The sequence below is a fragment of the Streptomyces sp. RLA012 genome (assembly GCF_056270325.1).
In genome coordinates this window covers 11,023,828-11,049,416 of sequence record NZ_JBWDPA010000002.1, presented here as the reverse complement: position 1 = coordinate 11,049,416, position 25,589 = coordinate 11,023,828, and the positions used below count along the sequence as shown (strand labels likewise).

The window sequence follows — 25,589 nt, the reverse complement described above, 5'->3', positions numbered from 1 at the left end:
ACGGCGGCACACCTCAGCAGCGGCTACCGGACCTGGTACGGCAAGCACAGGCACACTTCCCAGGGCTGGTGCCGACCGAGACCCGGCTCGCCGAGGCCCGGCTCGCCGAGGACCGCGGACACATCCATGCGGACAAGGAAGCGCACGAGATCGACCTGGGCATCTTCTTCGGGGCCTCGCTGCGTTCGCCCACAGCCGGTGCCCACCTGATCGCCGACCAGGAGACCGCGGTGGGCCTGACGCTGCTGGACGACCGCGCAGGTGTGGGGGTGTTGCGTGGCGGGCAGGTCGACCACCCGCGCCACGCCGGGCGCCGCGTGTTCAGCGCCGGGGTCAACCTCAAAGACCTGCGCAACGGCAGGATCTCCTACGCTGAGTTCCGTCGGGTTCCTCAACGAGGTGATGCGCCGCTACCCGGACGCGATCTCCTTCGCCCCCGGCGCCCCGCATCCGGACTCCAACGCGGACCTCGACCTCGAACGCTACGTGGGCCGGTTCCTCGACCACTTGGTCACCGAGCTGGGACACACCCCGTCCACGGCGCGCCGGCTGTTGTACGAGTACGGGCCGAGCCGCGGGCTGATCAACGACCTGCTCGCCGATCTGCTCCGACGCGACCACGGGGTGGACGTCCCGCCGCAGGCGGTGGTGGTCACCGTGGGAGCGCAGGAGGCGATGCTTTTGGCCCTGCGCGCCCTGATCCGGTCCGACGACGACCTGCTCGCGGTGGCCGACCCCTGCTACGTGGGCATCACGGGCGCGGCCCGGCTGCTCGGCGTGGAGATGGTGCCGATTCCCGAGACAGAGGACGGCCCGCACCTGGAGGCCCTGCGCGCGGTCTGCCGAGCGGCCCGACGCACCGGCCGACGGGTGCGGGTGTGCTCCGTGACCCCGGACTTCTCCCACCCCGACGAAACCTCGCGCTGCTGCTGGAGTGCCTGGATGCGCGGCAGATCACCACGGGCGTGGAACGGCTCGGTGCCTTCCTGCGCGGGGAGCTACGACGATGAATGCGGACTTCACAGCCTTGGCGCTATCCGGCGAAGAGCCGCGCCAGCTTCTCCTCCACTTCGTGCGCCGCCGGCAAGCTCTCCGCGACGACACAGTGCAGCAGCGTATCGTCGCGCCGGTCGAAGGCGCTGCTGATGATCACACCGGTGCGGGTGTCCGGGGCGTAGGCGAGTCCGGCGTCGGTGAGGCGCCGCACCGCTGTGTCGAACGAGGGAACCGACCAGCCCTTGGGCCAGAAACCCTCGAACAGTACCCGGTCCGTCATGAAGTCCCGGCCGACGACCTTCTCCCCGAAGACGCTGTACACGTGCGTCGAACCGGTCACCCGCCCGTTGTACTCGGTGAAGAGCAGCTCGCCGCGGGGAGTGACGATCGCGTCCGCGCTGAGTCTCCCGCGGTACCCCATCGCCTGCAGCGGTTCGCACAGCCGCCGCCCCTGGCGGGTGAGTTCGTCGAGCACCTGCGGCGAGAACCTCGTCGACGGGATGATCTGCTTCGTCGTCACCGGTTCCGACAGCATCTCGCCGTGGGCTCCGAACACGATGTCGTCATCGGTGATCAGGAACTCCGCGAAGCACGCGACACTGCCGGGGAAGTACCGCTCCACGACGAAGTGGTGTCTGCCCTCGTCACTGAGCCAGTCCCAGCGGCCTTCCAGGTACCGTCGTACGGAGGGGTCGTCGTGGGCCAGCACGACGTTCTTCGCGCCCACCGGGGACAGGTCGGGTACCGGGCTCACGATCTCATTGCCTGCGCCGCCCGACATGTAGTCCTTCTTCAGCATGGCAATCCGGCCCGCGCCCACCAGTTGCCCGATCGCGTCGGCGGCGTCGTCCTGGTCGGCGCAGACCCGCCCGGGCGGCAGGCTGACTCCCACGCCCGCGGCGATCGCTCGGAACGCCGTCTTGCTGTTCAGCATCGCGCCCCCGCCCTGCTCGGCGAAGCCGTGACCCGCCAGGGCCTCAGGCGCCCCCAGGGCGCGCGCCATCCGGGCGATCGAGGCACCGGGCCACAGGGGGAGAACACTGGTGATGGTCCGGCCCGCAAGCGCCTCATGGATCTCGCCGAGTAGACGCTCGTCCGTCAGACACCGCCCTGACAGGGCATCGGAGCAGTCGTCGTCCGTGGGCGGGACCAGGATGTGCAGCGAAGCACGCCGTGTGCCGGTCATCGTGGTCACGTAGTGGAGGAAGGACTCCTCCGGCTGCGTCGGCAGGATGACGATGTCGCCGTCCTCCGCGAACCACGTCACGCGCTGGTTCCACCAGCCGGATGCCGGGCGAGTGCGCAGCACCTCGTCGAAGTCGTTGCCGATCAGGATCTTTACCATGTCAGTCACCCCGTGAGGACGAGACGCGGAAGATACGTACGCGGAATGCTCATGGGAGGGCACCCCCACCAAGTGGTTCTGGTCGCTTGCCGGTTCCGCCCACCGGGCGGCGGCCGGTCATTGCTGGTCGCCGACGGACACGCTCTCTTCGCCGCTGTGCTGCTCGGGATCGGGGCCGGGGCCCGGTGCGGGCGGGTCGGCAGCCGCCGAGTCGAAGCGCCGCAGCGCGGGGAAACACAGTGCGACGAGCCCTAGGGCCACGACACACGAGAGTCCGCCGGTGAGCGCACTGACCGACGGCGTGGCGGCCGAGGCGACGACACCGCCGCGGAAATTCCCCAGATGCGGGCCGCCCGCTCCGACGACGAAGTCGACGGAGGTGGTGCGGCCGCGGAACTCGTCGGGAATGCTGGACTGCACAATGGACCCGCGCAGGACCACGGCCGTCGCGTCGGCCGCTCCCGCCACGGCCAACAGCCCCAGGGCGAGCCACAGTTGCCCGGTCAGCCCGAGGAACGCCAATGCCACCCCCCACGCCGTGCCGGCGCCCAGGAGCAAGGCGCCCTTCCGTGTGGCGCGGTTCAGCGGCCCCGACAGTGACATCGCCAGAACTCCCCCGACCGCCGGGGCTGCGTTGAGCAGTCCCAGAGTGCTGGGCGAACCCCCGAAGTGGAAGGTGTTGAGGGCCGGGAGAATCGCGAAGGGCATGGCCAGTACCGTGGCGCTCAGGTCGGAGAGCATGGCTCCCGCCACGATCCGATTGCGGCCGACGTAACGCAATCCCTCCCAGATCGACTTCGCCCCGGGCTTGGTCGGCGCTTTTTCCAGCCGCATGGCGGGCAGCCGGAAGACACCGTACAGAGCGGCGAAGAACGTCAGCGCGTCGATGACGTAGCAGACTTTGACCCCGCCCACGGTGGCGAGCACGCCGGCCAGGCTCGGGCCCACCATCACGCTCGCGTGGAACGCCAGCATCTGCAACGTCAGGCCCGCCGGCAGCATTTCTTTCGACAGCAGCCTGGGGACGAACGTACGACGGGCCGGCGCGTCGATGGCGAAGAGCAGCGATTGTCCGGTGGTGAGCGCGTAGAGGGGCCACACCTGCCCGTTGCCCGCGAAGGCCTGCACCGCGAAGAGCAGGGAGACTCCGGCCATGCCACTGCCGGTCACCAGAACCAGCTTTCGGCGGTCCAGCGCATCGGCCAGCGATCCGCCGATCAGACCCATGACGAGGGTCGGTCCCAGGGTGGCAAGGCTCACCGCACCTACGGCCGTGGAGGATCCGGTGAGCTGGTAGACCTGCAGGATGACCGCGAACGTGGTCATCCTGCTGCCCACCGACGACAGTGCCCCTCCGATCCAGAGCCTCCGGAAGGAGGCGTCGGTCCTGAGCGGCTCGACGTCGACGACGAGCCTTCGCATCGAGGCCTTCACCCTTGCTCCTGTCCCTCGTCGTCCGGACGCCGTGCCGCTGGAAGGCGTGTCCCACCGGCGCTGAAAACGGCGTAACGCAGCTCGGAAGTGACCTTCCCGAGGCTGCTGGTGAGCCACAGGCTGCCGGGGTCGGGCAGCATCTCCGAGACCACCAATCTGCCGTCCCCTGCCGCCTTGGCCAGGTGTGAGACCTGGCGGACCAGCAGCGGGCTGTCCAGATCGCAGTAGAGCGGCTTCACTTCCTGGGGGAACTTCACGAACACATGCCGGGGCAGGCCGTGCTCCTCCCGAAGACGCTGCACCGCGCGGAATCCCGCGTACCAGTCGTTGCCGTGGCAGGAAGCCGCCGGCAGTCCCCACATCGCCCGCTGGAGCACCACCCTCCGGTGCACAAGGCGGGGAAGGTATTCCTCGTCTCCCAGGGGCACAGGCAGACCGTCGACGCGCTGCGGGAACGAGAACACGGCGAACGGATTGCGGGTACGCACCCCCTGCCAGTACAGGGGCGGGGAGGTCAGCCGCAGCGCACGGTCACTGCCGGGGAGGTGCAGTCGGAGTCCCCGCGCGGTGTCGCTGACCACCAGTTCGTGCAGCCGTACCCGCGCGGGGGCGGGCAGGGGCGAGCGGTCGGCCGCCTCGATGTCCAGGCACGGCAGGTCGGCCCGGGCGTAGGTCTTGCTGCGGTGTCGGTGCGTCACGTCGGCCAGATCCTCGTCGGGCTCCAGAAGGGGCCGGTACGCAGCCGCCACCCGCTCCCCCAGCGTTCCCTCTCCCACGGCCGCGTCCACCCAGGGTGCGAACAGACTGTGCGAGAGGCCCTCCTCGGCGGCGTGCAGGTCGCCCACCACCGCGAGGAAGTCCCCGCGCGCCAACGCGTCCGGGTCATCGGCCGCGAGCATCAGATCGGGGTTGCAGACAGCGGGCAGCGGGTCGCCCGCCAGGGCGCGAGCGGCCGCGATCGCTTCTTCGGTGAGGTGATGCTCAGAGGTGGTGCGGTCGGCGGGCGTCAGGAGATCCTTCACCTTCGCCGCCTGCGCGGACATCTCCGACTCGATCGCGTCGAATCCGGCGGACAGTCGCGCGTCATCACAGAGGCAGGCGGTGACGAAGTCGGCCATCGGTACGCTCGCACCGGCGCCGAAGGCCCCGCCGAACCATGTCCGCATCATGCGACGCAGTGCGTGCAGGTGGGCACGGGGCAGCACCAGGAAGATGTCGTAGACGAAGGCGAGTTCACGGGCCACCAGGTCGGGGATCGGCCGTCCCAGGGCCATGGCGCCGTACTCGCTGTCGCAGTCCTCGTTGAATACCGTGCGGTCGCCGTTGGTGACTCCGGGCGCCCGGTACGGCGATTCGCCTGTCGCGGCGGTGTAGGCCGTCTGTACGGCGGTGGCCGACTTCGCCCGGCCCGTCTCGTCGGCCGCCGATGCCAGGGCCGCGAGGGCGGATTCCACCGCTGCCACGTGCCGCTCCGCCTTCTGGTCGCCCACCTCGACGGTGAGTTGGCGCAGCAGCGGCATCGCGTCGTGTACTCCGTAGGGGAGTTCCGGCCCGGTCACGACGGCCCCGTACTCTTCGAGCGAACGCAGGACCCCGACGGCGACGGCTTCCGTCAGCGGCATGCCGTACTCCGTCTCGTACCGGTGACAGATCTCGGCCACGGACCGGCTGCCGTCGCACCACCGCAGCACCCGCGCCTCGTCCTGCGACAAGCGGTGCAGGGCAACGTTGACGACCGCGTCGGAGAAACGCTGATGCCGCTCGGTGAAGTCGTATCGGACGACGCTCAGTTCGCCGTCGAAGACGTGGCTGCCGGCGCTCGTGCGAGGGCGCCACCAGTGGTGCGCTGCGACGGCACCGGTGAGGAACGAGGCCTGTAAGCGCTCCGCCGCCCAGTGCGAGAGGCGAACCTGTCGCCGTGGCACGCCGGGAACCGAGGTCACGCCCACCTGGTCGGCGCGGAGGAAGGCGGTGGTGATGGGTCCGGCATGACTCGTGGTCTCGTTCTTGGCGCAGTAGCGCTGCAGCAGCCGGGTCAGCGTGTCGGTGCGCTGACGGTCGGCGCTGCGCCAGCCGTCCGTCGTCAAGGCTCGTCGATCCAGCCAGCGCGCCAGCCTCTGCCACAGCGCCGGATTGGCGAACTGCACCGCGTCACGCAGCTTTGGTTCCTCGCGGAAGCGGCGCACGACGGCGGCAGAGGTCTGCGCCACCTCGGCGTCGTACACGGCTCGGACGGTGGCGTCGTCGTTTCGGCGCAGTGCGGCCACCGTTGCGCCTGAGTGCAGTTCGGCGAGCCAGGAAACTGGAAAGCCGGCGCTGCGTACAACCATGGCCGGAAAGGGCAGCCACGGCGACAGCGGGGAATCGGTCACACAGCCCTCCAAGCGTGGGGACACGTCGAATACGCGGTAGAGGCGGGCAGGGGTATGACACTCCGCCTTCAGCAGGTCGAGCACCGCGTACCGGCCTTGTCACGGAGGGAATGAGTGGAACGGAGGGAATGAGTGGAGAAGCAGGCTCCGTTTGACCTTGCCGTCAGTGCGACTGGCCTGTCAACGGAACAGGTGAACGAGCGGACTGTCGTCCTTGCGGTCCCGGAGAAAGACCTTCGGTTTGAATGATCCGATTGTCGAACCGGTGCTCTCGCCAGGGGGCCGGAGGCGTGCGGGAGTTCTCGACGGATTTCCAACGTAGCCTGAATTAGCGCCTATTGGGCGCTCACCAGATCGCGGTCCTGGAGGCGGGGCGTCGTGGCGACCTGGCTACAAACCGACCACGATACGTAGCATGCTCGGCCCTACACGCCAGCGGTAATACAACCTGCATGACCGCCAAGCATTTTCGGACAAGTATTCATGAACGGTGGACTGCCCCTAATCGGCTTGGTAGCGTTCCGAGGCAGCTGTGATCGGTCACCGTGACGAGGCAAACGGTGGGAGGCAACGTGAATAGTCCCTCTGCATGGCTATGACCGGCACTCTCCCTGTCAGCGACGAGAACGCATTTCGGGGCCTGGTACTCGCAGCCACGGCACCCTGACCATGTGGGGGATCAGAAGGTGGTCTCACAAATGACGAGTCCGGCCCTCTTGCCGTCACGGGTTCCGCCGGCACGGCGTATCCGCCTGCACCTCGGCTACGCGTGGCGCAACAGCGGACATCCACTGTTGAGCCGACTGCGCGTGGCCTGGGACACCAGAAGCTGGGCACGATTCCCCGCTGTCCGGTCGGACATCGGCGGGGTCTCCATTTCGTATTCGGGCGTTCCCGAGGGGCTCGCCTACGCGCTCGAATTCACCGAGCAGCGCCGGGAATCCAGCGCGGAAGAGATCGCCGTCCGCGAGAGAGCCACCCTCAAAGGGTGGCAGCTGACGCATCCGCCCAGGCTGCCCGGAGCCGACATAGTCATCGTGGGAACCAGTACCGCGAAGGCCGAGCGCCTGCCCGTGAACGCGTCACTGATCATGCCCATCCGGGTCCATTTCATACTGGACTTCGACCGGGACTTCGACCGAATCCACTCAAGCGCTTCAAAAGGCGCCCGTCGGGATTTCCGCCAGAAGTCGCGCCAGCACGACTGGTCCTTCGGCATCGAGCGCGACCCCGCCTGGTTCGAGTACTTCTACGACCGCATGTATCGGGCCACGATGTCCAAACGCTACGAGGCGCGGGCCCGCACCGAGAGCAGAGAGTCGGCGTACGAGTGCCTGTTCCGGTCAGGGGTGCTGTTCCACCTGTCCATGGACGGGGAGCGCATAGCCGGACATCTGTGTCACTGGGACCCCCGCTCCGGAGTGCTCACTTCCCGGCTGCTGGGCGTCCTCGACGGAGCGGACAAGTACTACGCGGCCGGGGCGCTGAAGGTGATGTACTTCCTCCTGATCGAATGGGCGGCCGGAAACGGGGTCCGGCGGCTCGATTTCCAGGGGACCGAAGCCTTCCTCAGCAAGGGTACCTACCAGCTGAAACGCCGCTTCGGAACACGGGTCGTCCTCCCCCCGAACCACTTCGGCGGAAAGCGGCTGTGGCTCCAGGTGCGCCGTGACACCGCCGAGGTGCGCGACTTCCTCGTCGACAACCCCGTGCTCACTGAAGGCACCGACGGATCACTCGAAGCCGTCTACTTCCACGACAACCAACGGGCCGCGCGCATCGACTACCGGGCGGAGTCCCCCGGAGTCGGGCGCATCCGCCTTGTGGAGCTGGACGAGTTCCTCGGCGGGCTCCACAAGGCTTGAACTCTGCATCGAAGGCGCGCGGCCTCGACGACTGCTACGCCGAGGCCACGCGAAGGTCATGGCTCTCGGTGCTCGTGTGCCGCCGTTTCCAGCGCCGTGGCCTCCGCCTCGGCCAGGCGTGTCTCGGCGTCGACATCGATCGACCGGGTGAACAGCCAGTAGAGCACCGCGGAGACCGGCAGCCCGATGAACAGGGCGATGTCCGCACCCCCGAGCGCATCGGCGGCAGGCCCGACATAGAGCGTGCCGACGGAGAAGAACGGCACCATGGCGGCGAATCCGACGAGATACGCGATGATGCCGTGCCAGCCCCAACGGCCGTAGATGCCGTGCGGGTTGAAGATCTCGGCGACCGCGTAGTGGCCGCGACGCACCACGTAGTAGTCCATGAGGTTCACCGCGGTCCATGGGATGAACAGATAGAGCACCACGAGCAGGAAGTTGTTGAAGTTCTCCAGGAAGTGGGCGGTGGCGGCCAGCGCACCCACCACGGAGAGCACCGCGGTGAGGCCGATCGTCACGAGCCGTACGGCGAGGGTCGGCCGCACTCTCTTGAACGAGTCGATCGCGCTGATGAGCGTGAGGGATCCGCCGTACATGTTCAGCGCGGTCACCGAGACCAGGCCCAGGGCAGCGAACAGCAGCACGATCGCACCGAACCCGCTGAAGACCTTGTCACCCGCGGCGTTGATCGAGCGGACCGTCTCGAAATCCTTGCCCGCCCACCCGGCGAGCAGCGCCCCGAGCGTCATCAGCCAGATACCGCCGAGCGCCGACCCGAAGTACGTCCAGTAGAAGGTCTTGCGGACGGTCACATCCGGAGGGAGGTACCGGGAGTAGTCCGAGACGTAGATGGCCCAGCTGATCTGGTAGCCGGCGACCACCCCGAACTGCGCCAGGAACGGGGTCCACTTGAAGCCGCCGAGGTCGAAGGAGCCGGGGGGATAGTGCAGGGTGACCAGCATGCCCACGGTGAAGATCCCGAAGATGACCAGGAACATGTAGGTGAGGACCCGCTCGGCGCGGTGGATGACGTCGTAACCCACCAGCGCGATGACGAACCCGACGAGGGTGACCACGACGACCCACAGCTTGACCCCGCCGTGCACCGTGCTGTGCAGGGCCTCGCCGGCCAGGATCGTGTTGAAGACGTTGAACCCGGCGTACTGCACATAGGCGAACAGCCACACCAGCAGGGCTCCGACATAGCCGAACTGCGGCCGTGACTGGATCATCTGCGGCAGTCCCAGCTGCGGGCCCTGCGCGGAGTGGAAAGCCATGAAGAACGTACCGAGAATGGTGCCCGCGGCGATCGCGATCAGCGACCAGACGAGGTTGCCGCCCTCGGTGATGCTGATCAGTCCGACCGCCAGTGTGGCGATCTGCGCGTTGGACATGAACCACAGAGGCCCCAGATGCCACAGTTTTCCGTGCCGCTCGTTCAGGGGGACGTAGTCGATGGAGCGGATTTCCAGACCCGATACTCGTGGCTGAGAAACTGTGCTCACGAGCGCCTCCTTTGATGGTGTTCACCATGTGATGAGAACATTCACCACTTATGGTTACGCTCATCCCCCGAGCCACGCCGGTCAAGGCGGACCATACCGGTCGGTGTGTCCGAACCGGCACGCCGTGAAACCCTGGAAGCGGAGTGTGGGCGCGGGTCCCGCTAGGAAGTGATCGAGCGGAAGCTCCAACGGCCCGAGCCGACCGCGTACACCGCCTCGGTCCCGCTGTCACGCACCAGGCGTGCTCCGGCAGGCGCCTCGGCGTGTCCGTCGAACAGGGGGACGTGCACCTCCGCCGTGCTGCCCGCGGGCACGTCCACGGTGAGCCGGAACCGCCCGGGGTCGCGCGTCCAGTCGGTACGTGCGATGCCGTACGGAGTGCGGTAGGAGCCCGACGCCGAGGTCATGCCGCCCTCGACCGCGGGGGCGACGAGGAGCTCGGCATAGCCGACCGAGTCGGGAGTCTGGTCGATGCCGGCGACCCGGGTGGTGAACCAGGAGTCGATGGCGCCGAGCATGAAGTGGTTCTGCGACTGGCCGGGGCCACCGTCCCAGGACTCGCCGAGCGTGGTGTTGCCGGCGCGCACCTGGTAGCCGTAGCTGGGGCTGGTCGTCCGGGTGGCGATCTCGTGGACGATGTCGTCGCGTCCCGCGGTGGACAGGACACGGAAGGCGGCCGGCAGGGAGATCTCGCCCAGCGACAGGTGGTGGCCGGCGTCCTGGACGGCGGTGGTGAAGTGGGCCATGAGGCGGTCCTTCTCCCCCGCCGGGTACGCCCCCATGTCCAGGGCCAGGGCCTCGGCTCCCTGGCCGCCGCCCCCGAACGTGCCGGTGGTGGTGTCGTAGTACTTCGCGGCGAGTGCCGTCGCACTGGCGTCCGCCTTCGCCCGGTAGGCGTCGGCCGCCGCCCCGTCGCCCAGGACGGTCGCGATCCGGGCGAGGGCGTCGACGACCCGCCAGTAGCCGTAGGTGCCGGCGACCGCCCGCGGGAACGTACGGTCCGGTGTGAACCAGTCGCCCAGGCCGTAGTCGAGGATGCCGCCGGACACCTGCCGCTCCAGGAAGTCGGCGTACTGCCGCATGCGCGGGTAGTAGGTAAGCAGTGTGTCCGTGTCCCCGTAGGTCGTGTACAGCTGCCAGGGGACGAGGACGAACGCGCCGCCCCAGTTGGAGTCGTTGCGGTAGGCGCCGGGCAGGCTGGTGTACTCCGGCACGGTGCTGGGGATGAGCCCGTCCTCCGTCTGGGCGTCCGCCATGTCGCGGACGATCTTGCGCAGATGGGACCGCATGTCGTAGTTGTCCGCGAGCGCGGGGAAGACGAGCTGGTCCTGCTCCAGCCAGCCCAGTTTCTCCCGGCTGGGGCAGTCGGTGAGGACGCTCATCATGTTCCCCTCGATGGCGCGCCGGATGAGTGAGTGGATGTCGTTGATGAGCGCGTCGGAGCTGCGGAACTCGCCCGCCGAGGTGTTGTCGGTGCGCAGCACCCTGCCGCGCACGGTGACCGTCGCCCGGTCGGGCAGGCCCTTGAGTTCCAGGTAGCGGAAGCCGTGATAGCCGAAGGTCGGGTGCCAGGTCTCGCTGCGGGCTCCGCGGGTGGTGTAGCTGTCCCAGAGGGGGGCGCCCACGTTGCTGATGGACTGGAACGCGTGGCCTTCCTTCAGGCTTTCGGCCGGGTAGACGCGGATCGCGGTTCCGGCGGGCGTGCCGACGGTGATCTCCGGCCAGCCCGCGATGTTGCGGCCCAGGTCGAAGACCCTGCTGTTGGCCGCGCCGTCGACCTCCTTGCCCTTGAGGGTCTCGACGACCTTGATGGGTTCGGTCTCGCGTGCGCTGAGCCGGGACGGGGTCTGCGCGCTCCCGGGGCTCGGTACCGTGACCGCTCTGTCCCAGCCGCGCCGGTCGCCGCTCGGCTCGTCCCAGTGGGCGATCTCCCGACGGGCGTCGTAGTCCTCGCCGCCGTACCAGTTGGAGGAGGTGGTGGGTCCGAGCGTGGTACGCCAGTCGCCGCCACTCGTGACGGTGCGGACGCTGCCGTCGGTCAGGGTCACTTCCAGCCGGGCGATCAGTTTCGGGTCACTCAGGTTGCCGTACAGCTTGCGGTAGCGGTCGGCGGTGCTGACGACGTTGGACATGCCGTTGCCCAGGGCGACACCGATGGTGTTGGCGCCGGTTCGCAGCCGGTCGGTGATGTCGTAGGTGGCGTACTGGACGCGTTCCGCGTAGTCGGTGTTGGCGGGTTCCAGGACGGCGTCACCCACCGGCTCACCGTTGATGGTGGCGTCGTAGATGCCGAGGCCGGCGATGTACAGCCGGGCGCCGCGTACCCTTCCGGGCAGTTTGAAGTCGTCGGTGAGCAGGGGCAGTCCGTCCGGCAGGTAGGGCTCGGGCGGTTTCTGGCCGTCGACCTGGGCGAGCGTGGTGAAGGGACCGTTCGCGGCGTCGGCGCTCGACAGGGCGTAGTCGACCGGGAAGTTCGGGACACGGCCGTCGGGGGTGAGGACGTCGGCGCGCGGGTAGAGCGCCACCTCGTCGAAGCTCTTCGCCGTTTTCAGGTCGAGGGTGAGGACCACCGGCGCGTCGGTGATGTCCGCACCGGTGTGTGCGGCGCTCGCGTATCCGGCCGCGGTCTGCAGTGCGCTGTTGGGCAGGCCGTCCACGGCCAGGGCCGGTTCCCAGGTCTTGCGCAGGGTGTTGCTCTCCGACGCGGTCACCGCGGCACCGTGGGCGAGGCCGGTGGTGGAGGTGGCGGAGTCGCGCACGTCGATCTCGCCGAGCTGGACACGCCAGGTGCGGGTGGGAAAGTCCTCGGCCAGGGGCAGACCGAGCTCGGTGACGTCCAGGCGTACGTAACGAGCCGTGGTGCGGGGGACCTTGACGACGACGGGTTCGACGGCGCGCTCGCTGAGCCGCCAGTCCGGATGGGTGATCCAGTCGGCGTTCCAGTCCGACGGCCGGGTCAGGCCGGTCTCGAAGACGGCGGTGTCGCTCCAGCCCGAGTCACGCTGCTCCGGCGAGGACCAGAGCATGACCCGCCAGTACACACGGGTGCGGGAACCGAGTTCCTTGCCGGCGTACGTCGTCTCGGGCAGCGTCGAGCGGACCTTGCCCGAGTCCCACAGGTCGGGGCGGCCATGGCGCAGCAGCTCCGGGGTGCTGGCGGCCTGGACGCGGTAGGCGGACTGGAGGGTGTTCGCGGCGCGGGCGGTGGTCTGCCAGCTGAGGTCGGGCGTGGTGTCGTCGATGCCGAGGGCCCGGCTCAGGTGCTGGGTGCGCAGCCGGGTCGGGGTGATGGTGCCGGAGGTGGCATCGGCGGTGACGGCGCCGGCCAGTACGGTGACGAACGCGGTCAGCCCGGCGAGGAGAACGAGCGTGGGCTGTCGCCGTCGGCTTCGGAGACGGGGTCCGATCATGGGGGCTCCCTGCGGTGCGTGCGGGTCGGGAAGGGTTCGGGGGCTGGTCAGACGCGTGCGAGGTCGGCGGTGAGGTGCCGCCGGAATCGCAGGGTCACCGGTCCGAGCAGCCCGGACGGCAGCGGCTTGTTGCGTTCGTTGGAGAGCGTGTTGGCGACACGGACGGCGAGGGAGTTGCGTCCGGGCCTCAGCAGACCGGTGACGTCGACGCTCCACGGCGCCCACAGCAGGGGCGGGAGTTCGGTGCCGTTGACGGTGACGGCCGCCACCTCGCGGACGTCGCCGAGGTCGAGCAGTACCCGACGCCCGTCGAGCAGGGTGGAGTCGACAACGATGTCGCGGGTGTAGGTGCCGCTGCCGGAGAAGAGGCGGTCGTGGTCGGTCCAGCTGCCCAGGGGGCCGGTGATCGGTGTGGCCCCGTCGCGGTCCAGGGTGAGGGTCCAGTCGCCGTCCACTCCGACCGGTTCGAGCGGGTCGTCCGTGCGGACCGCGCCGCGGTAGGTGTGGGTGCCGTCGGTTCCGGTGAGCTGGTGGCTGCCGGGGGCCGAGGCCTCCACCGTCACCCGCAGGGCGGAGCCGTGCCGCTCGACCGCGACGACGGGCAGCGCCGAGGCCGTCAGATGCGGGGCGGCCGGGGCGTCGTGGCGTACCACGACGATCAGCGTCCGGTAGGGCTCCAGGCTCACGGGCAGCTGAATGCCGCTCCTGCTGCTGCGATGCACCGGTGCGATGCGGGTGTTGCCCGTCGCGGGCTCCCAGAGCTCGGGGACCCCGGTGGCGGGGAGTGTGGCGACGGTCTCGACAGGAGTTCCGCCTTCGTTGTTGATGAGGAAGGCGGTGTCCGTGCCCCGGTGGACACGCAGCACGCGCACCGCGTCCTGCGCGGGCTCCAGCACGGCGGCGGCCACCGCCGCCTCGTGGGTCGCGGCGCGCAGTCCCGTGGTGTCGGCGACCCGTACCGCACGCCCCCGGCCCACGGTTCGGTCGCCCGGCACCCGCTCGCCGAACAGGTCCGTCAGGGCGCGTGCGAGGGACCGGTCCTTGCCGTCCGCCTCGTCGGCGGTGAGGGAGCCGACCGCGACGACGGTTCCCCCGGCGTGCGCGAACTCCGCCAGCGTGCGTACGGAAGCCACGTCCAGGGTCGGTGTGGCAGGCAGCACCACCAGGTCGTAGCGGCCCGCGCCCACGGTCAGCCGGCCGCCCCGCGCCTCGGCATGACACAACAGGTCCGGGTCGCCGGAGAGCGCGCCCTCGTGGACGAGGTCGAAGTCGACCTGGGCACGCTCCAGCGCGTAGGCGGCGTCGGCGAGCGCGCTGTCGACCTCGCCCTGCCGGTCGGTGCCGGTCCACTGCTCGGCCGCACGCTGCGGCTGCAGGATCGCGGTGCGGGCCCCGGACGTTCCGCGACCGGCTTCCATCACCCGGCCGATCCACTCGGCGAGCGGTCGCATCGCCCACCACCAGGGGGCGCGCGGGCCGAAGGGCGGCGGGAAGTAGACGAGCGTCTCGTCGGTCCACAGGGCGTGCAGGACGGTCAGGTTGATGCCCCGGGTGGCCTGCGCGCCGACGGTCGCGTGCACGAAGCCGGGCGTGACCTGCCAGCCCATGTTGCCGAACATCTCCAGCAGGGCCCGCTCCCGGCCCATCTGGTGGGCGACGGACGCGGGGTTACGGGGGATCATGGTGGGCCGGCCTGCCACGTACTCGGCGGTGATGATGTCGCCACCGGGAACCTGGGCCCACTGGTTGACCTTGTGCAGGTCCCCGGTGGACGGGATGCGCTTGGCGGGGGCCGTCTCGTCGTAGAGGGGGTTGGTGATCAGGGCGACGTCCCGCTGCTCGTACCAGCGGGCCTGTTTCCGGAAGTAGCGGGCGAAGCGGTTGGACACGGCTCGCCAGTAGCGGCCGCGGGCGATCCTGCCGTCGCGGCCCAGGTCGTCGAAGGCACAGGCGTAGGCGATCCCGGGTTCGACGTTCACCGCTCGCAGCGCCTTGTCGAGCGTGGGCGACCACGGCAGGCGCCGGAAGTGCGCTTCGGCCGAGGCGAAGAACGGCTCGTCGTCCCAGAATCCGGGCACCACCGTGCCGAAGTAGCGGCCGAAGCGGCGGTGGTACTCGCCGGGCACGATGTCGAGGAAGAGTTCGACGGGCTCGTCGTCGAGCAGATCGACGTAACTGCGGCTGTAGCCCTGGGTGTCGTCGACAAGGGGGACTCCTCCGAACAGGTCGATCTGCCAACGGCCCGCGGGGACCTGCCAGGTGTGGTCGCCGCTCAGCCGTCCGGTCAGGTCGACCACGTCGGCGGCGTCGGCGGTACCGGCCGGCCGGGCCGCGGCGGCGACGGCCGTGGCCCGGTCGCCGAGGCGGGCCCGTTCGGGGAAGTCCCCCGCTGCGGCCGGGTCGTCGAAGGTCGCGGTGTGCAGCGCGGTGCCGTCGGCCGCCGCGACGGTGAAGCTGTCCCACAGGGAACGCTGGTCGGCCACGGCCCGTACGCCGGCCCCGCCGGCCGCGTACCGGTCGTCGCTGACGCTGCCCTTGTCCTTGCCGTCCAGGGTGACGGACAGTGTCGTCGCGCGGACGGTGACGGCCACGGTGTGGAACTTGGTCTTGTTGAAGCCGTCGGTCCGGGTGCTGCGCAGCAGTTCGACGGGGTCGGCCCCGCGGGCCAGCCGCAGGACGGTGACGACTCCGGTCTGGTCGAAGGCGACGGCGTAACCGTCGAGTCCGTCGGACGAGGCCCGGACGACGAGGCCGGCCGCGGTGTGGTCGGCCTTGGCACTGCCGGTGACGGTGCAGTCCGTCCATCGGTCGCCGTCGCGCAGTACGGCGGCGCCGTCGAGCACCGCCGCGTCGGCGACCAGGTTTCCGGCCTCCACGCCCACTCCGGTGCTGCGGCGCAGGTCGACGGTGACGGGTCCCGCCACGACGGTGGTCGAGCGCCACAACCCCTTCAGCCGCAGGTCGGGCCGTGGCGCGTAGGTGCGGGAGCCGACCGTGCCGCCCTTGACGACGTACTCGCCCGCCCGGCCGCTGGGGAAGTGGTCGTCGTTGAACAGCCACACCCGCATGCCGGTCCGTTCCGCCGTGCGCAGTACGTGTCCGACGATGTCGAACCACTCCTCGGTGAAGAACACCGGCTGCATCTCGGCGTTGTCGAACGGGAAGAGCACCACTTCGTACATGCCCTTGGACCGCAGCTCCGCCATCTGACGGTCCACCAGTTCGGGGGTGACGGGTCCGTTCCAGTACCAGTAGACGGTCGGTCTGCTGTCCTTGCGGGGATCGGCGAAGTGCCGTGCGAGAAAGCCGGGTTCGGCGCTCGTGGCGGATTCGGCGGCTCGGGCGGGATCGGGGGGTCCCATCGCGAGTACGGTGCCCGCGGCACCGGCCGCGACCACGAAGCGGCGTCGGGACAGGTCGTTGTGAGGCATGGGTGAACTCCTGCGGGGGTGGCGGGCGCCGAGGCGCGCACCGGACGGAACGGCTGAACGACAGCGGGCGTACGGGAGGATGCCGGGGGCTGGATGCCGGTCAGCCGGCGGCCAGGCGCGCCACCTCGGACGCGGTCAGGGCCCGGTTGTGCAGGCGGAAGTCGCGGACGGCGCCGTGCAGATACGGGTGGGTGGTGTTCTGCGAGCGGCCCAGGTAGTTGCGGGTGCTCGCGCCGAGCAGCAGCGGGCTCGCCACCATGGCGGGGTTGCGGCCGGATTCGGCGCCGTCGACGTACAGGACGCCGGTGCCGCCGCTGCCGCCGGCAAGGGTGAGGGTCACATGGGTCCACCGGCCGACGGGAAGCGGGGCGGCCGCGTCGACGAAGTCCTCGGCCTGCATTCCGGCGATCTTCAGAGCGGCCCTGGCCCGCCCGGCGCCGGTGGTGGCCGCCAGGAACAGATAGGTCTCCTTGTGGAATCCCAGGTCGAAGACGCGGGCGGAGGCGACCAGGGTGTCCACGCGCACCCGTACGCTGACGGTCAGTTCGTCGAGCCCGCTCGGCAGACCGGCGGGGAGCGCGACATGGCCGCCCTGTCCGTCGAGGGACACCGAGCGCACACCGTCGTCTTCGGCCCAGGTGGCGCCGCCGACGAGCGTCGCGTCGGGGAAGGTGCCGGTACGGTCGGTGGCCGAGATGCCGTTCCCCTCGTCGAAGGGGTAGCGGGCGATGTCCCGTTCGTGTGCGGGGCGCGGCCGCACGGCCCAGTACACGTTGTACCGCTGATGGTGCACTTCGTGGAACGGTCGCAGTGACACGCGGCGGTCGTCGGCGAGTGCGGTGAAGGCCGTGGCAGTGCCGGGCGAGGGGCGCAGGGTGTCCGGCCGGATCGAGGGGAGGACGGCGAGCGGGGTGTCGCCGTACTCCCCCGCGAGGACCAAGGGGCCGTACGACAGTGACTTCACCTGCGGATTGTCGGGCGCGGCCTTCCAGACGGGCTCGCGGGGCAGCACGAGCTCCACGGTGTCCCCCGAGCGCCAGCGCCGTTCCACCGTGGCGTACGTCCCCGGCTCCAGCCTGGCCGGGTAGTGCCGGTCGTCGACCTTGAGCACGGCGGGTCTGCCGGTGTCCGCCACCCAGCCGGGGACACGCATCCTCAGCGTGAAGCGTGCGTCTCCCCCGGTGACGGTGAGACGGGTGCGGTCGCTCGTGGGATACGACGTCTCCTGAACGACCGTCACTCCGGTTTCCCGCCAGTGCAGTTCGGAGGGGATGAACAGGTTGACGTACAGCGAAGGACCACGTGTACCGGTGCCGCGGGTGCGGAAGTAGATGCTGTCGGCGAACTTGGTGTGCGTCTCCAGACCGGTCCCGTGGTCGCAGGAGAAGTTGTCGTAGTCCCCGCTGTAGCTGCCGGGCGCGGCACCCAGGCCGCCCTTGGGCTGCCGCTCCGAACCCGCCCACAACCCGGTGTAGTAGGTGACGAATCCGTGCGCGGAGTCGGGGTCCTGTTCGCCGAGCATCTGGTTGTAGAGCGTCCACTCGTGGTGGTCCATGTGCTCGGCGCGGGAGGGACGGTGCAGGAACAGTTGCCGGCCCAGCTTGAGCATGTTGTAGCTGTTGCAGTTCTCGCAGGTCACCTCGGACAGCCGGCTGACGATCTCGCCCGGCGGCCCGAACAGCTCCTGGTTCGAGTTGCCCCCGATGGCGTACGAGTGGTCCCGTACGACCGTCGTCCAGAAGTGGTCGGCGATGTCGAGGTAGCGGCTCTCACCCGTGGCCTCGTAGCTCGGTACCGCTCCCACTGTCTTGGCGATCTCGGTGTTGGCGTGGTGCCCCGCGAGTTCGTCCCGGCCGGCGGCCAGTGGGGCGTACAGCGCCTCGTGGTCGAACCGCCGGGCGGTGCGGAGGTGCGCCGGGTCACCGGTCAGCAGATGAAGGCGGGCGAGTACGTCGTTCATGCCGCCGAATTCCACGTTCAGCACCGTCTGCATCAGCTCGCGGGAGAGCGGTGCGGTGCGGGCGTCCACCCAGGCCGCCATGTCCAGCAGCACGGCCAACGCCTGCTCATTGGCGCTCAGTTCGTACTGGTCGAGCAGGCCCGCCATGATCTTGTGGAGGGTGTAGTACGGCGCCCAGGGCTTGCCCCCGGCTTCGAGCTGGTCGAAGACGGACTCGGGGAAGGCGGACAGGTAGCCGCGGTGGTAGCCGGCGGCCTCGGCGGACTGCTGGCACTGGGCCAGCACCGACACGATCGAACGGCCCTTGGCCGCGTAGGCGTCGTCGCCGGTATGGGCGTGCGCCTGGGCCAGCGCACTGAGCAGGTGCCCGGTGGTGTGGCCGCGTAACTGGATCCCCGGCGCCTCCCATCCCCCGCACGGCTCGGCCGAAGAGGGCAGTCCCACGTTCAGACGGAAGGTGTGCAGCAGCCGGTCGGCGTCGACGAAGAGCACATACGTGCAGGTGCGCCGCATGTTGGCGAGGAACGGGCTCTCCAGCAGCCGGACATCGGCCGACGGGAAGGGGACGAGAGCCGGCCGCCGTCCGGCCGTGGCGGCGCGGGCCGTCTGCGGGGTCGGCGAGGCGGCGGCTGCCGCGACGGATGCGGCGACGAGGATCTGGCGTCGGGACGGGCGGGGCGTGTCGCGCGGTGCGGACAAGGCGCCATGCTCCTTCCGGGCAGGGGGAGTGCCTCCGGGCACGGATGCGAGGGCAGGCGCGACGGCGGAGGACTACGGGCTCAACTGACGGCAGAAGTCGCGTACTTCGGTGACTTGAATCGTTTTACATCGTCCGCCGGAGACGGTAGGTGTGCACATCGCGAGCGTCAAGGGTTCACACACGGAAGGCCGCTACCGTCAATGTTCACCACAAAAGGGCGCTTTTGGTGAGGCGCAATCACCCCTACCGGAACGGCGTCTGCTGAGCAGAGTCCCAGACAGGGCAGGGTTTTTGAATCGTTCAAAGCAATGGCCGAGTGCACTGCTGCACGTCATGGACGATCCGCTGCCGCACGTCGAAGGCGGTGTCGCCCCCGGGGAGCACCGCCTTGACGCACATCACTCGTTGCTGCCGGGAACATCGGTCACACCAGCAACGACCGTCCCGGCTGAAGCGGACGGTGTCCTGCCGGGTGTGTCGCGAAAGTGCCGCGGTTCCGGTCGATCCGCGGTGGGCCGGGCTCGGTCGGACCCGCCGGTGCGGTGCCCGACTTTCCGAGCGCAGGAAGCGGATCACAGGATGGCCGGGGGCGTGGACGACCTCGGCGCGGACGCCGTACACGTCCTTGATGAGGGCGGGGGTGAGGACGTCGGCGGGGCTGCCCTCGGCGACGGTCCGGCCGGCGGCGCAGTCGGCCGGGGAGACGTACGTGGGCACGCCCAGTTTCTCGAACTGCTCGCGGGTGGCGACGCCGCCCGTGCCGAGGGTCGAGACGAACGAGGCGGTGACGAGGTCGGGTTCGGCGTCGAGGACCTTTGCGAAGGAGGGGGCGTTGTCGGCCAGGCGCGACACGGACGCGTTCGCCTTCTCCAGGCCCTTCAGCACCGGGTCGGTCCAGGTGGCGGTGCCGGCCATGTGGTCGGCGAGGCCGAGGGAGAGCGGGAAGCCTGCGGCCGACTCGGCCGCCTCGTCGTCGGCGTGTTCCCCCTTGGAACCGCCACAGGCGGTCAGCAGCAGGGCGGGCGCCAGGAGGAGGGCCGCGGTACGGCGGAGAGGGACGGGAACGGTACGCAGCACGGGCATGCCCTGCCTGTCGGGGCTCGAACGCGGAGCCTGGCCCATGGAGGTCCTCCTCGCTCGTGGCGGGGAGGCGCCGGCAGGTCTTCGGACCCGGGTTCGTCCGGACGGAGCGCCTTCCCGGCGCGTTGCGCACCGGCTCCTTCGGCCGGCCCGCCTCGCTCCAGTGGCGTCGAGTGCCCCGCCCGTCCCCCTCACCGCTGCACGTCAGTTCCGGATTTCCACCGGATTCCCTGGCCTCGGATGTGGCACGACTGGCTTCGGCGGACTACCAAGATCAGGCACTGGCTCCCGTCTCGGGGTACGCCCTGACGTCGGACATCCCGACAGCGACGGCGGGCCGCGCCACAGAACGAGACACGCGGTACCGTCCTCCAGGGGCGGTCAGGGAGCGGCCGGGGGTTCGTTCTTGGCGATGGCACGCCACAGGGTGCTGCCCAGCCGGTGGGCGTTGTCGTGGTAGCCGGTGACGCGGATTCGGCCGCCGGCTCTGAGGTGGATCAGGCAGCGCACATCGGTGCCCGCGAACCGGGCGGCGGCCCGGTCGTTCTCGTCGTAGTCCACCCGGGCGATGTCCTGCCAGACCAGGACACGTTCGGCGTCGGCCCGCTGGTGCACCAGGCCGCCCTGGTAGAGGCGGAAGACCTCCCGTCGGCGGGTGATGCTGCGGGCCAGCAGGGTGCCGCCGACGGCGAGCCCGACCAGGCCCAGGCCGATCACGATGCCGGGCAGTGGGCTGGAGCCGCCGCTTCCGGCGTCGCCGGCGTAACTGATGACCAGAGGGATGCCGACGACGGTGCCCAGCACGCCGACCACAAGCCAGCCGACAGCGCCGCGCCGGGCCCGCTCCCAGTCGTATCCGTACTCGCCGATCAATGGTCCCAGCCCATCGGCTCCGGTCGGATGCGCCACGGTGGTCCCCCTGTCCCTGCCACGCTGGATGCGGGCAAGTAGCAGCATATGAAGGGGAGTTGACGGGGTGAAGCGGGTGGGACGGCGCGTTGTCGGCTGCCGCACCGCCAGTTCCACCAGCGTGTCGGTGATCTCCCGCTCCCGCTCGTGCAGGAGAGGAACAGATCCGGCGGCACTCCACTCAGCACGTACCGGTCCTCGCGCTGCCGCAGCAGCTGAACCGGTGAGCCCGCCTGATCGATGCCGTCCTGCGGAGTCGAGGCGGCCGTCGCCCTGCCTCTTTCCGGCCGGTCGGCTGCCCGGTCAGTGCTTCTTGGCGAACGGACGCGCCATGACCGTTCCGCGCACGCGCGTCTGGGCGTGGCGTTCGACGGCCGGGTTCGGCGAGCCGCCGTTCGGCTCGCCCCACACGATCTCCACCTGGTCGCCGGCCGCGGCCGCCGGGTCGATCGTGCCGAGCGAGATCCAGCCGCGTACGTTCGCGGAGTACGAGGTCAGCATCGCCGCTCCGACGAGTTCGCCGTCCTTCTCCACACGGTCGAACTGACAGGCGGTGTAGAAGGCCGCAGGCATCTCCATGTACTTGAAGCGCTGGTCGCCCTGCTCGTACATGCTCGCGAAGATCTTCGCGACGTCGTCGCGGTCCCAGAGCACCCAGGCCTTGCGGCGGTGCGGCTGGTCCTTGATCGCCTCAAGTCCCGCGCGCCCGACGAAGTCGTGGTCGAACTTGAGGATGTGGCCGTAGCCGAGGTCCCACGGGGTGGTGTAGTAGTCCTCGATCCGGTCGGCGACGTAGCTGCCGCCGAGCGCGAGGTTGCCCTCGAACGAGCGCGCCGAGTGCCACTCGCGGAACGCCTTCATGTCCTCGCCGGAGTAGGTCGCGGGCAGGGTGTTGGCGATCCAGCCCGACTCGGTGGCGACCGACGCGTAGGCGCGGGCACCGATCTGGCGCAGGCCGTACTCGGCACCGGCCTCCACGATGGTGTCGCGCACCGACTCGATGTCCGCGTACGGCCCGGTGAACTCGTAGCCCGGGAAGCCGGACATCCGGTGGTTGAGCGCGGTGACCTCGTGCGGGCCTACGCTGAAGCGGCCCATGGTGAAGAACGGGATGTCGGGCATCGGGCCGCCGTTGACCTTCTCGAAGATCGCCTCGGCGTGCGGGCCCTGCAACTGGAGCCGGAACAGTTCCCGGCCCTTCGGGTTGTTCACAGTGCGCTCGTCCCGGCGGACGGTGACGTCCCAGTCGCCGGTGGCCGCGTTGAACTGGACCCAGTTGAGGGCCGGCGGACGGCCGACGATCCGGACGTGGTGGTCGCCGACGCAGAACAGGATCGAGTCGCCGATCATGTAGCCGTCGGGACGGACCGCGATGAGCTGCTTGGCGCTGCCGGGGCCGAAGCCCTGGAAACTGTTCGCCCCGAGGTGTTCGAGCAGCCTGTATGTGTCGGGCCCCTGCACGACGAGGTCCGTCATGTGGTGCGACAGGTCCATCAGTGCCGCACTGTTGCGCCAAGCCTCCTGCTCGTCACGCCAGTTGCTGAACTCGGGCTTTATCGGGAACGGGTACGCCCCGGAGCGCCCCTGGCGGAGCAGGGCGAGCGCTCCTCCGGCCTTGTTGATCTCTTCTTCGAGACTGGGCATGGGATTCCTCTCGGGTCATGAGCGCACAGCCTCATCGCCGTGCCCCGAGAGCGTATAACAGGCAGCTGGAATGTTTGAAGATGTCTGAAACAATGACTTCGGGCGGATAATGGTGTCCCGCACGAACGGAGGGTGACGATGTCTTCGGCGAAGGACAGAACGGGTCCCGCATGGCAGGACGGGCTGCCCCACGTACTGTGGCGAACGCAGCAAGCCGTGCACGGCCGCCTCCAGAGCGCACTCGACGGACTCGACGTCACGGTGACCCAGCTCGGTCTCGCCGTTCACCTCGACGAACTCGGCCTGATGTCCGCCTCGGACCTGTCACGGCGCTTTCACATCACGCCGCAGAGCGTGACGACAGCGCTCTCGCAGCTCGAACGCCTCGGGTGGGTCCGACGGCTGCCGCATCCCGTGCACAAACGCGTCATCCTCCACGAACTCACCGAAACGGGCCTCGCCGGCGTCGCGGACGGCCGGACCCGCATCGCCGCGGTCGATGGCGTACTCGCCGAGATCCTGGGTGACGGGGAGAAGGACGAGATCATCGGACAGCTCCGGAAGCTGCTCGTCGCGCTGGAGGGGGAGGATCCCACGTACGCGACGATGTGGCCGGTGGTCCGCACCACCCCGTGAGCGACGGCCACGGACCGCGCTTCGGGGCGCGCCACAACGGCTCGTCAGCCGCGTGGCGTCCTCACAGCGGCGGGCCTGCGGCGGTCACGCCGACGCGCGTACCACGATCCGGCCGGGCACGGGTGCCAGACCCCCGGTGTCGATGCCCAGGGCGTTGCGGGCGGCGACCCGTCCGAGGACTTCGGCGTCGATGTGGACGGTGGTGAGCGCGGGTGTGGACAGGGAGCCGTGCTCGGTCTCGTCGAAGCCGATCGCGGCCACGTCCTCGGGCACCCGCAGCCCGAGGTCCAGAAGGGCCGTGAGGCTGCGCAGTGCGATGTCGTCGTCGAAGGCGGCCAGCGCGGTCACGTCCCCGTGGGCCGCCAGGAACGCCTCGACGGCGGCCGCACCGGCCTCCCGCGGCCTCGGCACGACGAAGCGCTCCAAAGGCGGAAGTCCCCGACGCCGGGCGGCCTCCTGGGCGAATCCGAGCCGGGCCTCGGTCAGCGGGAAGTCATGGTCGGGCATCGCCATCGCGATCCGGGTGTGCCCCCGTTCGGCGAGGTAGCCGATCTGCAGCGCGGCGTTGGCGGCGAACCCGTTCTCCCAGTCCTCCTCGGTCGGTTCGTGTCCCTGCATGTAGACCTCGCCGAGCCGCAGCACCGCCCGCGGCGCGATGGTGTCCAGGACCTTCTGCGTGGCCTCCGGGATCGCGTGCCCGTGGCGGACCAGAAGGATGTGGTCGTGTTCGGCCAGTTCCTCGTCCAGGCCCCGGACGTAACTCCGGGAGAAGTTGCCCTCCATGCCCCAGTCGACGTTGAGCACGACGATGCGCGAAGACCCCTCGCGCAGCGCGCGGGCGATCCCGTGCGGGACGTATCCGAGGTCCTGAGCGGCCTCCACGACCCGCTCCCGGGTGGCCGCGGAGATCGTCTGCCGTGGGTCGTCGTTCAGCACGAAGCTCACCGTCGCCCGCGACACTCCGGACGCCTTGGCCACGTCGCTCAACGTCACCCGGCCCGAACGGCCCATGTCGACACACTCCCCTTCGCCGGCCTCGCACGCCCCACACCCCGCGCGCAGGTATCGCCGAAAGTGGCTTCCGGCCCGCAGAACGTTGAAGCGTGTGGAGTTCACTCTACGCGCTAGATCGTTTCAGTTCTCCAGGCGAGGACGCGTCTCGACCGGCCCGCGGAATCCCGTACGGCCGGCGAGCCTGTCGCGACACTGCGTCTGCGCACATCGCGCAGCTCCGCCGTGACAACGGGGCGCCGCTCCCTCTACGGGCATGTCGAACCTCCGCTCGCTATGGCCAGCAGTCGATGTGCCTTCAGTTCGGTCTCCTGCCATTCGCGCTCGGGCTCCGAGCCCCAGGTGATGCCCGCTCCCGTACCGAACTTCAGGTGCCCTTCGGCACGGTCGATCCAGAAGGTGCGGATGCCGACGGCCAGTTCGCCGCGTCCACGGTCGGCGTCGACCCAGCCGATTCCACCGCAGTAGGGACCGCGGGGCGCGGTCTCCAACGCTTCGATGATCCGCAGGGCGCTCTCCTTGGGCGCCCCCGTGACCGAACCCGGCGGGAACGTCGCCGTCAGCAGCTCGGGCCAGCCCACGCCTTCGCGCAGTCGCCCTCGCACCGTGGACACGAGGTGCACGAGCCCCGGATGTTTCTCGACGGCGCACAGGTCGGGCACGGTCACGGAACCGGGGACACAGACGCGGCCGAGGTCGTTGCGGACCAGGTCGACGATCATCACGTTCTCCGCGTGGTCCTTCTCCAGCAGATCCGCCTCGGTGCGGCCGGTTCCCTTGATGGGGCCCGACGTCACGTCGCCGCGGTCACGCCGCAGGAAGAGTTCGGGGGATGCGGTGGCCACTTCCACCTCGTACCGCGGGAGGCGGATGACGCCCGCGTACGGTGCGGGATTGTGGCGTGCCAGCCGTCCGGAGAGTGCCATGACGTCGGCTTCCGGCGCGAGGGGAGCGGACAGCACCCGGCAGAGGTTGGCCTGGTAGACCTCACCGGCGGCGATGTGCTCGCGGATGCGTGTCACTCCGTTCGTGTAGGCGAGGCGGTCGAGCGAGGAGGTCCATGTGTCGGCACGCGGGCCGCGCCACGGCGCCGTAGGGGCACGGCGGTCGTCCACCCGTCGTACGTCGCGGAAGCGGGCGCACGTCAGGTGCCCCTCGAAGTCCGCTGCCACGGCCCAGAAGCCCTGGGAGTCCAGCGCCGACGGGTCGCTGGTGACGTCCACGAGACCGGTGGCCAGATGTCCGCCGAGCAGTGCCAGGGGAGGCAACTGGTCCATTCCGAACCTCC

16 protein-coding genes and 1 riboswitch are annotated in these 25,589 nt (G+C 69.5%); of the genes, 3 read left to right on the top strand and 13 right to left on the bottom strand.

The genetic code is table 11. The features are described 5' to 3' along the window. Positions 1–23: 23 nt before the first annotated feature. Positions 24–305, bottom strand: coding sequence for a hypothetical protein (locus tag RV986_RS50260; RefSeq protein ID WP_475923794.1), 282 nt, complete (start codon positions 303–305; stop codon positions 24–26). A 97-nt stretch (positions 306–402) separates the two neighbouring features. On the opposite strand from RV986_RS50260, the gene RV986_RS50255 reads away from it, so the two are divergent. Beyond that, positions 403–1,146 carry an aminotransferase class I/II-fold pyridoxal phosphate-dependent enzyme gene (locus RV986_RS50255; RefSeq protein WP_475923793.1) on the top strand — a complete coding sequence of 248 codons (744 nt, stop codon included), beginning with the start codon at positions 403–405 and terminating at the stop codon, positions 1,144–1,146. Here the strand turns inward: RV986_RS50255 and RV986_RS50250 are convergent. The 3 genes from RV986_RS50250 to RV986_RS50240 form a co-directional block, all read right to left on the bottom strand. Beyond that, positions 1,034–2,341, bottom strand: a complete 1,308-nt coding sequence (locus tag RV986_RS50250) for a preATP grasp domain-containing protein (RefSeq protein ID WP_475924703.1) — start codon at positions 2,339–2,341, stop codon at positions 1,034–1,036. The genes RV986_RS50255 and RV986_RS50250 overlap by 113 nt on opposite strands. A gap of 117 nt (positions 2,342–2,458) precedes the next feature. Next, positions 2,459–3,763, bottom strand: coding sequence for an MFS transporter (locus tag RV986_RS50245; protein ID WP_475923792.1), 1,305 nt, complete (start codon positions 3,761–3,763; stop codon positions 2,459–2,461). Positions 3,764–3,771: 8 nt separating this feature from the next. After that, the gene (locus tag RV986_RS50240) at positions 3,772–6,147 is read right to left on the bottom strand and encodes a lantibiotic dehydratase (protein ID WP_475923791.1); all 2,376 of its coding nucleotides are present in this window, start codon (positions 6,145–6,147) and stop codon (positions 3,772–3,774) included. 698 nt (positions 6,148–6,845) lie between these two features. Between RV986_RS50240 and RV986_RS50235 the strand changes: the two genes are divergently transcribed. Continuing rightward, positions 6,846–8,012: a GNAT family N-acetyltransferase gene (locus RV986_RS50235; RefSeq protein WP_475923790.1), complete on the top strand. Its 1,167-nt coding sequence runs from the start codon at positions 6,846–6,848 to the stop codon at positions 8,010–8,012. 56 nt (positions 8,013–8,068) lie between these two features. On the opposite strand, the gene RV986_RS50230 is transcribed toward RV986_RS50235, so the two are convergent. The 7 genes from RV986_RS50230 to RV986_RS50200 form a co-directional block, all read right to left on the bottom strand. Beyond that, positions 8,069–9,520, bottom strand: a complete 1,452-nt coding sequence (locus RV986_RS50230; RefSeq protein WP_475923789.1) for a purine-cytosine permease family protein — start codon at positions 9,518–9,520, stop codon at positions 8,069–8,071. A gap of 161 nt (positions 9,521–9,681) precedes the next feature. Further along, positions 9,682–12,930: a family 78 glycoside hydrolase catalytic domain gene (locus RV986_RS50225; protein ID WP_475923788.1), complete on the bottom strand. Its 3,249-nt coding sequence runs from the start codon at positions 12,928–12,930 to the stop codon at positions 9,682–9,684. Positions 12,931–12,977: 47 nt separating this feature from the next. Continuing rightward, positions 12,978–16,361, bottom strand: coding sequence for a glycosylhydrolase-like jelly roll fold domain-containing protein (locus RV986_RS50220; RefSeq protein ID WP_475923787.1), 3,384 nt, complete (start codon positions 16,359–16,361; stop codon positions 12,978–12,980). Between the two features lie 100 nt (positions 16,362–16,461). After that, positions 16,462–19,020, bottom strand: coding sequence for a glycoside hydrolase family 127 protein (locus tag RV986_RS50215; protein WP_475923786.1), 2,559 nt, complete (start codon positions 19,018–19,020; stop codon positions 16,462–16,464). A 301-nt stretch (positions 19,021–19,321) separates the two neighbouring features. Continuing rightward, entirely contained in the window at positions 19,322–20,104 is a 783-nt protein-coding gene (locus tag RV986_RS50210) for a hypothetical protein (protein ID WP_475924702.1), read from the bottom strand. Positions 20,105–20,179: 75 nt separating this feature from the next. Then, positions 20,180–20,333: riboswitch (cobalamin riboswitch) on the bottom strand. A gap of 149 nt (positions 20,334–20,482) precedes the next feature. Beyond that, positions 20,483–21,010, bottom strand: coding sequence for a hypothetical protein (locus RV986_RS50205; RefSeq protein WP_475923785.1), 528 nt, complete (start codon positions 21,008–21,010; stop codon positions 20,483–20,485). 303 nt (positions 21,011–21,313) lie between these two features. After that, positions 21,314–22,654: an aminomethyl transferase family protein gene (locus tag RV986_RS50200; RefSeq protein WP_475923784.1), complete on the bottom strand. Its 1,341-nt coding sequence runs from the start codon at positions 22,652–22,654 to the stop codon at positions 21,314–21,316. 138 nt (positions 22,655–22,792) lie between these two features. Between RV986_RS50200 and RV986_RS50195 the strand changes: the two genes are divergently transcribed. Beyond that, positions 22,793–23,290: a MarR family winged helix-turn-helix transcriptional regulator gene (locus RV986_RS50195; RefSeq protein ID WP_475923783.1), complete on the top strand. Its 498-nt coding sequence runs from the start codon at positions 22,793–22,795 to the stop codon at positions 23,288–23,290. An 84-nt stretch (positions 23,291–23,374) separates the two neighbouring features. Here the strand turns inward: RV986_RS50195 and RV986_RS50190 are convergent, their stop codons facing one another. Together RV986_RS50190 and RV986_RS50185 are read right to left on the bottom strand one after the other, a co-directional pair. Continuing rightward, complete coding sequence (locus RV986_RS50190) at positions 23,375–24,301, bottom strand: LacI family DNA-binding transcriptional regulator (RefSeq protein ID WP_475923782.1); 927 nt, start codon at positions 24,299–24,301, stop codon at positions 23,375–23,377. Positions 24,302–24,549: 248 nt separating this feature from the next. Beyond that, positions 24,550–25,578, bottom strand: a complete 1,029-nt coding sequence (locus RV986_RS50185; protein WP_475923781.1) for a chorismate-binding protein — start codon at positions 25,576–25,578, stop codon at positions 24,550–24,552. Between the last annotated feature and the right edge of the window lie 11 nt (positions 25,579–25,589).